The 12458-nt window shown below is 66.9% G+C and carries 11 protein-coding genes; 4 read left to right on the top strand and 7 right to left on the bottom strand.

The window, feature by feature from the left end:
• A partial coding sequence (locus ACIQ09_RS11570) for a Clp protease N-terminal domain-containing protein (protein ID WP_398309545.1) occupies positions 1–1897 on the bottom strand: 1897 nt, incomplete at its 3' end.
• 228 nt (positions 1898–2125) lie between these two features.
• On the opposite strand from ACIQ09_RS11570, the gene ACIQ09_RS11565 reads away from it, so the two are divergent.
• Positions 2126–3277: an ABC transporter substrate-binding protein gene (locus ACIQ09_RS11565; protein ID WP_398309542.1), complete on the top strand. Its 1152-nt coding sequence runs from the start codon at positions 2126–2128 to the stop codon at positions 3275–3277.
• 103 nt (positions 3278–3380) lie between these two features.
• On the opposite strand, the gene ACIQ09_RS11560 is transcribed toward ACIQ09_RS11565, so the two are convergent.
• The 6 genes from ACIQ09_RS11560 to ACIQ09_RS11535 form a co-directional block, all read right to left on the bottom strand.
• On the bottom strand, positions 3381–3761 hold the full coding sequence (locus ACIQ09_RS11560) for a type II toxin-antitoxin system HigA family antitoxin (protein ID WP_398309540.1): 381 nt from the start codon (positions 3759–3761) through the stop codon (positions 3381–3383).
• An 8-nt stretch (positions 3762–3769) separates the two neighbouring features.
• Complete coding sequence (locus ACIQ09_RS11555) at positions 3770–3988, bottom strand: type II toxin-antitoxin system HigB family toxin (protein ID WP_398309537.1); 219 nt, start codon at positions 3986–3988, stop codon at positions 3770–3772.
• Positions 3989–4344: 356 nt separating this feature from the next.
• Positions 4345–4827 carry a papain-like cysteine protease family protein gene (locus ACIQ09_RS11550; RefSeq protein ID WP_398309534.1) on the bottom strand — a complete coding sequence of 161 codons (483 nt, stop codon included), beginning with the start codon at positions 4825–4827 and terminating at the stop codon, positions 4345–4347.
• A gap of 200 nt (positions 4828–5027) precedes the next feature.
• Positions 5028–6095 (bottom strand): lipocalin-like domain-containing protein, encoded by a 1068-nt coding sequence (locus ACIQ09_RS11545; protein ID WP_398309531.1) that lies wholly within the window; start codon positions 6093–6095, stop codon positions 5028–5030.
• A complete protein-coding gene (locus tag ACIQ09_RS11540; protein WP_398309528.1) occupies positions 6095–8593 on the bottom strand; it encodes an FtsX-like permease family protein in 2499 nt (832 codons plus the stop codon). The genes ACIQ09_RS11545 and ACIQ09_RS11540 overlap by 1 nt, the downstream gene beginning before the upstream one ends.
• On the bottom strand, positions 8590–9243 hold the full coding sequence (locus tag ACIQ09_RS11535; RefSeq protein WP_398309525.1) for an ABC transporter ATP-binding protein: 654 nt from the start codon (positions 9241–9243) through the stop codon (positions 8590–8592). The genes ACIQ09_RS11540 and ACIQ09_RS11535 overlap by 4 nt, the downstream gene beginning before the upstream one ends.
• Positions 9244–9308: 65 nt before the next feature.
• Between ACIQ09_RS11535 and hpnC the strand changes: the two genes are divergently transcribed.
• Genes hpnC through hpnE form a run of 3 tightly spaced genes read left to right on the top strand, consistent with a single transcriptional unit; the run spans position 9309 to position 12294 of the window.
• Positions 9309–10130 (top strand): squalene synthase HpnC, encoded by an 822-nt coding sequence (hpnC, locus tag ACIQ09_RS11530; protein WP_398309522.1) that lies wholly within the window; start codon positions 9309–9311, stop codon positions 10128–10130.
• A 5-nt stretch (positions 10131–10135) separates the two neighbouring features.
• Complete coding sequence (gene hpnD, locus ACIQ09_RS11525; protein WP_398309519.1) at positions 10136–10972, top strand: presqualene diphosphate synthase HpnD; 837 nt, start codon at positions 10136–10138, stop codon at positions 10970–10972.
• Positions 10969–12294 (top strand): hydroxysqualene dehydroxylase HpnE, encoded by a 1326-nt coding sequence (hpnE, locus tag ACIQ09_RS11520; protein ID WP_398309516.1) that lies wholly within the window; start codon positions 10969–10971, stop codon positions 12292–12294. Before hpnD ends, hpnE begins: the two co-directional genes overlap by 4 nt.
• Positions 12295–12458: the final 164 nt, after the last annotated feature.

Below are 12458 nucleotides of genomic sequence, written 5' to 3'. Positions count from 1 at the left end.
GGATCAGGTGATCCTCGGCATCGAACATGAACTCGGCCAGGGTCTTGCACAGCTCGGTCTTGCCCACGCCCGTGGGGCCGAGGAACAGGAAGGAGCCATAGGGCCGGTTCTCGTCCGACAGGCCAGCGCGGGAGCGGCGGATGGCGTCCGACACCAGGCGCACGGCCTCATCCTGGCCGATCACCCGGTTGTGCAGGTAGGCCTCCATCTTGAGCAGCTTGTCGCGCTCGCCCTGCATCATCTTCGACACGGGGATGCCGGTGGCGCGGGACACCACCTCGGCGATCTCCTCGGCACCCACTTCGGTACGCAGCAGCTTGTTGGCCGGCTTGGCCTCGCCGCTGGCTTCCGCCTTCTTGAGCTGGGCTTCGAGCTGGGGCAGCTGGCCGTACTGCAGCTCGGCCACCTTCTCGAGCTTGCCTTCCCGCTGGAGCTTGACGATCTCGGCCTTGAGGCGCTCGATCTCTTCCATGATGTGGGCGGAACCCTGCGCCGCTGACTTCTCGGCCTTCCAGACTTCCTCCAGGTCTGAGTACTCCTGCTTGATGCGGGCGATCTCCTCCTCAATCAGGCCAAGGCGCTTGCGGGAGGCTTCGTCCTTCTCCTTCTGCACCGCCAGCTGTTCGATCTCCAGCTGGATCTTGCGGCGTTCGAGTTTGTCCATCACCTCCGGTTTGGAGTCCATCTCCATCTTGATGCGCGCCGCTGCCTCGTCAATCAGGTCGATGGCCTTGTCGGGCAGGAAACGGTCAGTGACATAGCGGTTGGACAGCTCGGCCGCGGCAACGATGGCCGGGTCAGTGATGACCACACCATGGTGAACCTCGTACTTTTCCTTCAGGCCGCGCAGGATGGCGATGGTGGACTCCACCGTCGGCTCATCCACCAACACCTTCTGGAAGCGGCGCTCCAGGGCGGCGTCCTTCTCGATGTACTTGCGGTACTCGTCCAGGGTGGTGGCGCCGATGCAGTGCAGCTCGCCGCGGGCCAGGGCCGGCTTGAGCATGTTGCCGGCGTCGATGGCGCCCTCGGCCTTACCGGCGCCCACCATGGTGTGGATCTCGTCGATGAACAGGATGATGCGGCCTTCATCCTTGGCAATGTCGTTGAGCACCGCCTTCAGGCGCTCCTCGAACTCGCCCCGGTACTTGGCCCCGGCCAGCAGCCCGGCCATGTCGAGCACCAGCACTCGCTTGCCCTTCAGGGTCTCGGGCACTTCCTCATTGACGATGCGCTGGGCCAGGCCTTCGACGATGGCGGTCTTGCCCACACCGGGCTCACCGATCAGCACCGGGTTGTTCTTGGTACGGCGCTGCAGGATCTGGATGGCGCGGCGAATCTCGTCGTCGCGGCCGATCACCGGGTCGAGCTTGCCCTGGCGGGCCCGCTCGGTGAGATCCACGCAGAACTTCTTGAGGGCTTCACGCTGGCTCTCGGCGTCGGCGCTACCCACGTTCTGACCACCGCGCACGGCGTCGATGGCCTGTTCCAGCGCCTTCTTGGTCAGGCCGTTTTCCTTCAGCAGGCGGCCGGTCTCGCCCTTGTCATCGGCCAGGGCCAGCAGGAACATCTCGCTGGCAATGAACTCGTCGCCGCGCTGCTGGGCGGCCTTGTCGGTGAGGTTGAGCAGATTGCCCAGATCCCGCCCGACGGACACATCACCGCCATGGCCCTGCACTTTGGGCAGACGCTCAAGGGCCTTGAGCAGCGCAGCCTTGAGGCCGCCCACATTGGCCCCGGCCCGCTGCAGCAGGGACGCGGTGCTGCCGTCATCCTGAGCAAGCAAGGCCAGCAGCAGGTGCTGGGGTTCGATGAACTGTTGATCATTGCCCACCGCGAGGCTCTGGGCTTCGCTGAGGGCTTGCTGGAACTTGGTGGTGAACTTGTCGTAGCGCATAAGGCCTCCGGATTCTGGTCTAAGGCCTAGATGGGGGGTGAAACGGGGCTTTCAAGTCGAAGACCGTGAAAGCGGAAGGGGCAATTGCCAGCCCGGCAGGCGGAATACGCAAATGTCCTTAACGAAAGTATGATGCGGGGCTTTCCGACAACAACAGGGGCATCCGCCAGCCCCGCCGCCATCGCCCACCAGACCCGGGCACCCGGCCCCCCCCAAGGAGACAAAATAATGACAAGAGTCCGCAGCGCCCTGCTCCGTGCAGGCACGCTGGGCGCCAGCCTGGCCTTTGCCCAGGCCGCCCCAGCCGCCAGCGAGATCGCCCTCGCCCACGTCGCCCCCCTCAGCGGCCCCGTCACCCGGGAAGCCACCGAATACAACGCCGGCATCCGCCTGGCCCTGAAGGCCGCCAACGCCGCCGGCGGTATCCACGGCAAGCAGCTCGTGCTGCGCAACCTGGATGATGAATACAAGGCCGACACCGCCCTCACCCGCTTTCGCGAAGCCGCCGCCTCCGATGCGCTGGCCGCGCTGATGACCGTCGGCTCACCGGCCATGACGCGCCTGCTTGCCGAACAGTTTCCCGAAACCCAGAAATTTCCGGTCATCGGCGTGATCCCCGGCGCCGAACCCCTGCGCACCCCCATCAATCCCTACGTTTACCACGTGCGGGCCGGCGATGTGGAGCAGTACCGCAAGCTCGCCGAACACGCCGCCACCACCAGCCAGCAGCGCGTCGCCGTGGTCTATGCCGACATCCCCTTCGGCACCGCCGGCCTGGCCACCCTGGAATCCCTGTTTAGCGGCAAGTCCCAGCAGATCGTCGCCCGGGTCGCGCTGCCCATGGGCAGCAAGGCCGACCTCTCCGCTGCCGTCAAAACCGTGGCAGCGGCCAGGCCCGACATCATTTACATGGTGATCCCGGCCCAGCTGGCCGGCGAGTTCCTCAAGGCCTACCGGAGCGGCAGCGGCGGCCTGCCGGCCCAGCTAGCCACCGTGTCCTATGGCAACGCCGAAACCCTGTGCCAGGTGGCCGGCGAGGACGCCGCCCGCGGCGTCGTTGTCGCCCAGGTCATGCCCAACCTCGGCAACAGCGCCATTCCGGTGGTGCGGCGCTTCCATGAGGACATGGCCAAATTCGGCGAAGCCGGCACCCGGCCGAGCATCTTCCACCTGGAAGCCTACGTCACCACCCGCATCGTCCTCGAAGCTATCCGCCGCGCCGGCCCCGCCCCCACCCGCCCCAAACTCGTCCAGGCCCTCGACGGCCTCAAGCACTACGACGTGGGCGGCTACACGGTGGACTTCTCCCCCACCCGGCACACGGGATCGAGCTTTGTGGATATCAGCATTGTCGGGCGGGGGTGCAAGCTGCTGTTCTGAGCATCAAGGCTAGCGCAAGCGCCCGATGTCCCCTTTATCGTCATCGAGGGGGATGATCTGCTGATCGCGCAGTTGCGCTTCCAGTAACGAGGCGCTGATCTTGTCAGGCGGCGATGGAGTCTCGCAGGGCGTAGGGTTGAATCAGCACGTCAGCAGGCAGTCCCAGGCCGGCACACAGCCGACGAATCATCGCCACGGACAAAGGGCGGGTCCGGTTCATGATGTCGGCCACCCGGCCGCGGGGCCCGATGTAAGCCTCAACGTCTTTTCGCGTCAGCCCGCGTGCGTCCATGATGTACTCCAGGTAGGAGATCGGGTCGGGTGGCTCGACCGGGAAATGTGCCCTCTCGTAGGCCTCTACCAGCATGACCAGGACTTCGAGGTGATCGGCTTCCTGGCTGCCCTCAGGGGCGTCCCACAGGCGCTCAATGTCGGCCAACGCCTCCGCGTGCTCGGCCTCGGTTCGGATGGGCTTCAGATCCATGGCAGCTCCTATATGGTTTCGGCGTCTATCGGGTCGTAATCGGCATGCGTACCAACAAACCGGATAAACATCATGGTGGAGGTGTAACGCACAGCCACAACCAGCCAGTAATCGTTGCCCTTGATGTTGAACACCACGCGCTTGTTTGCCAGAAAGCTGGCGTTCCGATGCGCTGCCTTGATATCCGCAGGCGTTGTCCAGTGACCCGGCTTGCCTCGGCATACCATGCACGCAAGGGCGTTCCGCCTGTGGGTGATTTTCCCGAATTCGCGTAGGGCTCGCTGTGCGGTGATGTGCGTGCCTCAATCAAGCACGCTACTGTTTTGGTATCAAACTATCCGGTTCTACGGCTCGCAGCCTTGGCTGCCATCCGTGAGGGTAGATCATCGCATTCCGCCGAATCTGCGTACGACCGCGGTCTACCCTTTTTTCTTTCATGAGAAACCCAAAAAACGAGGAAACTACACAACTTGCGCCGCTGTGATCACGAGCTTCGTAAGTACATGACAGTTAAAGATATTATGGATTATATTATGTCATTTAGGTTCGACAGCCCTGTGCTCTCACACCGTTTTTCTCAGGATCAATAGTCCACATAAACAAGCGGTCGATCCGCTGTCTGCAATAGGTACTTTCCAGCAAAGTGCCCATAATCCCAAGTCTGGGCACCAACAGCAGGATTATTTATAGCAATCAAATCCTCTGAAATACCGGTAATTACCACCCAATGCCCAGACATTTGCCCAGGCCACTGACCAGCATAAATAACCGGCCCCTTTCTTAGCAAACCCCATAAGCCATCTGACGACATTGAAATATATCCAACTGAAAATCCAAGCCTTTTAGCTATTCGTTCACGTTCATCAGGCGTATTTCCTATACCTTGATTTGACTTGAAAATCTGAGAAGCCTCCGAATCCTCTGATGGATCAATTAAACGCGGGCCGTTCACATGAGGTCGTCGGAAGTAAGCCACGACCATCTGCATGGATGTATACCAGCAAGCCCATGTTTTCGGTTGAATCATGACAGGAACTTGATGAAGAATGCAGCTATTGGCTTTCACTCTAAGGCTCCTAAAAAATTTCAACGACATAAATCAAAAAGGATCGCACGATGCTGGTGGGCGATTGCAAACACACCAACCCAGACGCCATCACACCACTTGCTGTTTTATCTCACACATTCGCACATAGAGACGTCGCATAACATCGCGATAGAAAGTTAGCATGAAATATGAATTAACTGCACACCTCGACGAATCCCCTACCCCACCCGAATCCTTTTCCCGTACCCCGTCATCTCCAGATACCCGCGCCCCACCTCGCGGCCACCTTCCAGCGCCCGCACTGCCCCTTCCCAGTAGATCGCGCCAGTGGAGCGTCGGCTGTCCAGTTCCTGGTCATCGATCAGCGGTTGCAGTTCGAAGTGACGGCCGCCCACCTGCACCCGCCAGGCCACCGGCCAGTCGATGCCCGAACGGGGGGAGTGCCATTGGCGCAGGGGGGTGAAGTGCACCGCCTCGGGTGGCAGCACCTGCGCCGTCTGGCCGGCGGGGCGGATGGTGGCGGCTGACCACAGGGCCTTGCCGGCGGCGTCGCGCAGGCGGAAGGCCATCAACCCGCTGCCGTCGTCCAGATTGAGGCCGATCCAGTCCCAGCCCTGGGCACCCTCGGGCAGCAGTTCGCTCGACCATTCGTGGTCCAGCCAGGCCTGGCCGGTGACCGGCCGGGCGGTGCCGTCCAGGGTGAGCTGGCCGCTGACCCGTAGCTGCGGGCGGCTGTAGTAGTAGCTGGCGTGGCGGGGGTCGGCGGCCTTGCGACTGAAGCCGGCCTGCCCTTGCAGCAGCGGCGGGCCGTCGGGTTGCAGGTCGAGCTGGTAGGCAAAATCCGCGCCCTGGACGCGGGCGTGGTAGCCCTTGGGGCCAAGCTCGAAGCGCCAGTCGCCCAGCCACACGCGGGTGGTGCCGGTGTCGAAGCCGGCGTGGCCGGGGCCAACACGAGCTGAGCGTTCATCGTGGCGCAGCCGGCCGAGGCGCGGGTCGGCGATGGCCGCATGGGCGAGCACCAGCTGGCGCGGGGCGAAGGTACTCGGGTTGCCTTCGCCCAGGCCGGTGCGTACCCGGAAGAAGGTGACCTGGAAGCCCACTGGGCTGCCGTCGGGCAGCTTGAGCCAGCCGGTGGCGTACCACCATTCGGTGCGGAAATCCGGATGGGCGCCATGATCGGCCGGAAAGGCCAGGCGGCGCCCCGGCAGCACCGGGGCAAACTCCGTGGCACTGGCGGGTACGGCAGCCAGGCTGGCCAGGGCAGCCAGAAAGCGGCGACGCTGCATCACCAATCCTCCCGCACAGCCAGCACGGCGCTCTGCCCCATGGCCTGCCGCCCGGCCAGCACGGCGGCCACGGCGGCCAGGGCCACCAGCCCGGTTCCGAAGAGCAGCAGGGACAGCCAGGGCACGTGCAGGTCCATGCTCCAGTGGAAGCTCTGGCGATTGACCACCTCGATCAGCACCAGGCCGATGGCCCCACCAACCAGCATGCCGCCGAGCACGCCAACGCCCGCCGCGAGGGCCCCCTCCCGCGCCAGCATGGCGCCGATCTGGCGACGGGTCAGGCCCAGGTGGCGGAGCATGCCGAACTCCCGCCGTCGCGCCGCGGCCAGGGCGGCGAAGCTGGCCGCCACGCCGGCCAGGCCGATGACCACGGCCACCGCCTCAAGCAGATAGGTGACGGCGAAGGTGCGGTCGAAGATGCGCAGGCTGATGGCCCGGATCTCCCCGGGCCGGGCGATCTCCAGCGCACCGGGTCCGGCCAGGCCGGCCAGGGCATCGGCCACATCGTCCACCCGGGCGCCAGGGGCCAGATGCACCGCCCCATCGTTAGCCAGCCTGTCCCCGGTGAGTCGCCGGTAGTCGGCCAGGTCCATCATCACTGCACCGGTCTGGCGTGCGTAGTCACGCCACACGCCGGCCACCGCCACCGACACGCGGCGACCGGCCAGGGGCACGTCCACCTGCTGGCCCGGCTGCCAGCCCTGGAGGTCCTGCAGCGCCTCGGAGATCCAGATGCGCGGCAGCGTGCCCGCTGCACCCGCCCGCTCGACCAGAGGCAGATCGCTGCCGTCAGCCGCCACCGGGCGGGCGATCAGGGCCACGGGCGGCTGGCCTGCGATGAGGCGTAGCGTGTCGTGGCGGATGAAATCCACCTGGCCCACGCCGGGCAGCGCGGCGATGCGGGCCTGCAGGGTTTCATCCAGATGCCCGCTGCCGCTGGCCCGGCCGGCACGCACGTATAGGTCGGCGGGGAGGATCTGGCCCAGCCACTGGTCCACCGAATCCCGGAAGGAGGCCACCATGATGGCCATGGCTACCGCCAGGGCCACGCTGGTCAGCACACCGGCAGCCGCCACCACCGCATGCCCCGGCGCCGCCGACAGGCGGGCGGCGGCCAGGCGCGCCGAGACCGGCCCGCCCCTGGGCAGCAGACGTGCCAGACCGGCTGCCAGCGCCGGCAACAACAGCACGCCGCCCGCCAGCAGGCAGGCCACCGCCAGGTAGCCCCCGAGGGGCAGACCCTCCAGCGGCGGAATCAGGCAGGCGGGCAGGCTCGCCGCCAGCACCGCCAGCCCGAGGCGCGGATGGCCGCGCCCGCCGCCCACGCTGGCCTCGTCTCCGGCCTTCAAGGCCCGGGCCGGCGAGACGGTGGCGGCCTCCCGCGCCGGCAGCCAGGCGCCCGCCAGGCCGGCGAGCATGCCCAGCAGCACATACAGCGCGCTCACCCCGGGCTGAAATTGCAGCCGCGGGCTGAGGCCCGAAAAGTAGCCGGCCCCCAGATCACCGCCCAGCACGGCCAGCGCCCCCCAGGCTAAAGCGTGCCCCAACGCTACGCCGAGCACGCCCCCGGCCAGCCCCACCGCCGCCCCCTCAGCCAGCAGCCAGCCGAACAGGGTGCGCCGGGCCAGGCCCACGGCGCGCAGAAAGGCAAATTCAGTGCGCCGCCGCACCACCGACAAGGCCTGGGCCGAGAACACCAGAAAGCCCCCGGTGAGCAGGGCGATGGCCGCCAGCAGGGTCAGATTGACCCGATAGGCCCGGGACAGATTGGCGGACTCGTCCTCGGCTGCCTCGGGCAGCGTCACTACGACCCCGGCTGGTAGCCGGGCCTGAAGGGCGGCGCGTGCCGCCTCGGGCGCAATGCCATCGCGCAGGCGCAGGTCGATGCGGGTGAGTCGCCCCAGGCGCCCGAAGTGCCACTGGGCGCCGGCGATGTCCATCACCGCCAGGCGACGCCCGTCATCCAGCCCGGGCAGATCGCCGGCCACCCGCAGGGCCAGCCGACCCGAGCCGGCCTGGAAGTGCAACACGTCCCCCGCCTTGACGCCCAGGGCCTGACGCGCGCCCTCGGTGAGGAACAGGGCATCGTCGGCCAGGGCCCCAAAGCGCTCGCCCTCGCCCTCGTCAACCGCCCGGGGAAGCAGCCGGGGTGTCACCCGGGCCAGGGAGAACAGGTCCACACCCTGAATGCTCAGGCTGTCTTCCCGCCCGGCGAGGCGGGCGTCGATCTCCACCACCGGGCTGGCGTCGGCCACCTCCGGCGCTGCGGCGAGCAGGGGGTACAGCGCCTCGTCGAAGCCCCCGCGCGGGCCGAGCACCTGCAGGTCGGCCTGCCCGGCCAGGGTGCGCAGGCCACGGCCAAACTCGCTCAGGGCGGCCTCGTGCACCGCCTGCACGGCCATACCCAGGGCCACGCCCAGTACGATGGCAACAAGGGAAAACAGGGTGGCCATGCGGCGCCGGGCCAGCGAGCCGAGAAAGACCGGTGCCAGCCTCATCCGCACAGGCCTTCCGGCGTCAGGCGCAGCACCCGGTCGGCGGTGGCGGCCGCCTCAAGGGAATGGGTGACCAGGATGCCAATGGCGCCGGCCTCGCGGATGCGTGTGGCCAGCAGGTGCAGCACCTTGTTGCCGTTGGCTGGGTCCAGGTTGCCGGTGGGCTCGTCGGCCAGCACCAGGCGCGGGCGATGCACCAGGGCCCGGGCGATGGCGACGCGCTGCATCTCGCCGCCGGAGAGCTCCCGCGGCCAGGAATCGGCCCGCTCGGCCAGGCCTACCGCGTCCAGCAACTGCCGGGCCGGCGCCGCGGCGGCGGCGGCATCCAGGCCCTGCAGCCACAAGGGCAGGGCCACGTTCTGGGCGACAGTCAGGTGGGGTAGTACGTGAAAAGCCTGGAAGACGAAGCCCAGCTTGTCCCGGCGCAGGCGGGTCAGGGCGTCCTCGTCGAGGCGGCCGTAGTCCTCCCCGTCCAGGCTCAGGCGACCACCATCGGGCCGATCGAGGCCGGCGACGAGATTGAGCAGGGTGGACTTGCCCACCCCCGACTCCCCGACGATGGCCACGTATTCGCCGGGCTTAAGCTGCAGGGACACGTCCCGGAGCACGGTGCGGCCATTGAAATGGCGGGACAGCTTTTCGATTTCGAGCATGGCGTATCAGAGGGCGGCGGGAACGGTCGGTTCCGTTACCTGCGCAGGGTATACTCCGCGCGCCCATGCCCGTCGACCACTACGAGAACTTCCCGGTTGCCTCCTTTCTGCTGCCCGCGCCCCTGCGCGAGCCGGTGGAGGCCATCTATGCCTTTGCGCGCAGCGCCGACGACATTGCCGACGAGGGCGACGCCCTGCCGGTGATGCGCCTGGCCCGCCTCAATGACTACCGCCGGGCGCTGCTGGCCATCGAACAGGGCCGCCCCTTCGACGACCCCAGCCTGATCCCCATGTTTGAGCGCCTGGGCCGCAACATGCGGGCCTTCAAGCTGCCGGCCGGCCTGTTCCGCGACCTGCTCGACGCCTTCAGCCAGGACGTGGGCAAGACCCGCTACGCCGATTTTGCCGAGCTCAGCGACTACTGCCGCCGCTCCGCCAACCCGGTGGGCCGTCTGCTGCTATGCCTGTACAAGGCCGACACCCCCGACAACCTGGCCATGTCCGACCAGATCTGCACCAGCCTGCAGCTGATCAACTTCTGGCAGGACGTGGCCGTGGATTGGCAGAAGCAACGCATCTACCTGCCCCAGGCCGACATGGCCCGCTTTGGCGTGAGCGAGGCGTGCATTGCCGCCGGTGAGGTGACCCACGCCTTCTCCGCCCTGATGGATTTCGAGATCCAGCGGGCGCGCACCATGATGCTGCACGGCGCCCCCCTGGCCCACCGCCTGCCCGGCCGCATCGGTTGGGAGCTGCGCCTCATCGTGCAGGGCGGGCTGGCCGTGCTCGAAAAGATCGAGGCCAAGGGCTACGACATCTTCAAATGCCGACCGACGCTCGGCAAGACAGACTGGCTGCGCCTTGCCTGGCGCGCCGCCACCCGGTGATCCCCATGAGCGACCCCCACGCCTACTGCCAGGAGAAAGCCGCCAGCAGCGGCTCCAGCTTCTACTACAGCTTCATGTTCCTGCCCCCCGAGCGGCGCCAGGCCATCACCGCCCTGTACGCCTTCTGCCGCGAGGTGGATGACGTGGTGGACGAATGCCACGACATGCAGATCGCCCAGACCAAGCTCGACTGGTGGCGCCAGCAGGTGGCCCTGGTCTTCGACGGTGAGCCCCAGCACCCGGTGGGTCAGGCCCTGAAGGACGTCAGCAAGCGCTTCAACCTGCCCCGCGAGCAACTGCTGGAGATCATCGACGGCATGCAGATGGACCTGCTGCAGACCCGCTATCTGGACTGGAAGGCCCTGCACCTCTACTGCTACCGGGTGGCCAGCGTGGTGGGGCTGCTGTCGGCCGAGATCTTCGGCTACACCAACCGCCAGACCCTCAAGTACGCCCACGACCTGGGCCTGGCCTTCCAGCTCACCAACATCATCCGCGACGTGGGCGAGGACGCCCGCCGTGGCCGCATCTACCTGCCTATCGACGAACTGCAGCGCTTTAATGTGCCGGCGCGGCAGATCCTCGATGGCCAGCACTCGGAAGACTTCCGCAAGCTCATGAGCTTCCAGGCCGAGCGGGCCCGCCAGCTCTACGACCAAGCCTTCGCCCAGCTGCCTGCCGAAGACCGCAAGGCCCAGCGCCCGGGGCTGATCATGGCCGCCATCTACCGCAGCCTGCTCGACGAGATCGAGGCCGACGGCTTCCTCGTCCTTGACCGGCGCACCTCCCTCACACCCCTGCGCAAGATCTGGCTGGCGGGCATGACCTGGTTCAAGGGATGAGTTCGCCCCCGCAGGTGGCCGTGATCGGTGGCGGTTACGCCGGTTTTGCGGCGGCCGTCACCCTGGCCCGCGGCGGCGCGCGGGTCAGCCTCTTCGAATCCTCGCGCACCCTGGGCGGACGTGCCCGGGTGGTGGACACGCTCGACTACAGCCTCGACAACGGCCAGCACATCCTGCTTGGCGCCTACGCCGAGACCCTGCGCATGCTGCGCCTGGTGGGGGTCAAGCCCGGCGTTCTGGAAACCCGGCGCCTGGCCCTGGTCTATCCGGGCCTGTGCGAGCTGCGTGCCGCGCCCCTCCCCGCCCCCTTCCACCTGGCCCTCGGCCTGCTGCGGGCCAAGGGCCTGAGCTGGGCCGACAAGCGCGCCATGGCCCGCCTGATGGGGCAGCTCAAGCGCCAGGCCTATCGCGTCGAACCGGATCGCCCGGTGGCGGCGCTGCTGGCCGAATCCGGCCAGACCGACACCTTGAGCCGGCTGATCTGGGAGCCCCTATGCATCGCCGCCCTCAACACGCCGGTCAGCGAGGCCTCGGCCCAGGTGTTTGCCCGCGTACTGCAGGACAGCCTGGCCGCGTCAGCCTCGGCCTCGGATCTGCTGATCCCGAGGGTGGACCTGTCCGAACTTTTTCCGGTGCCGGCCTCGCGCTGGCTGGCCATGCGCGGCCATCAGGTGCGCACGGCCGAGCCCATCAAGGCCATCGAACGCCACGACGACGGCTACCGCCTGGACGGCGACCCGTGGCGCAGCCTCTACGATCACGTGGTGATCGCCACGGCGCCCTACCACGTGGCCGCGCTGGTGGAAGCCCTGCCGGCCATGGCGCCGGTGACCGCCTGCATTGGCACCCTCCGCCATGAACCCATCGTCACCAGCTGGCTGGCCTTTGACGGCCCCGTGCATTTCCCCGACCCCATGATCGGTCTCAGCGGTGGCTACGGCCAGTGGGCCTTCGACCGGGCAGCGCTGGGCGGCCCGGAAGGGCTTGTCGGGGTGGTCATCAGCGCCAGCGGCACCCATCAGGAAATCAGCAAGGAGGCGCTGGAGATCGCCCTGGTGTCCGAGCTCCAGGGGGCCCTTGGGCGCCTGCCTCCCCTCAAGTGGTCGAAGACCATCACCGAAAAGCGGGCCACCTTCGCCTGCACACCGGGTGTCGTCCGCCCCACCACGAGCACACCGGAAGCCGGCGTGTGGCTGGCCGGAGACTACGTGGCCTCGCCCTACCCCGCCACCCTGGAAGCCGCGGTGCGCAGCGGCATCAGTGCGGCGCGCGGCGTTCTCAAGCGCTGCGGCCTGAAGGAAAGTGCTTTTCTGCTGGGCTGAGACGGGCTCCGGGCAGGTGCTGAGCGGTTTCACGGCTTGATCGTCCGATGCAAGCCGTGGTCATGTTTGACCGTCCGCGGGCGACTGAAGTCGCCCCTACACGACGCCGGAGAAGGCCTTCCCTGCTGGGGCGACTTCCGTCGCCCACATTAGGTGTTTCCTCG

The organism is Zoogloea sp., from assembly GCF_044344315.1.
GTDB lineage: Bacteria > Pseudomonadota > Gammaproteobacteria > Burkholderiales > Rhodocyclaceae > Zoogloea.
Note: the sequence above shows the minus strand (reverse complement) of the source record. Positions and strands in the feature narration are given on the sequence as shown.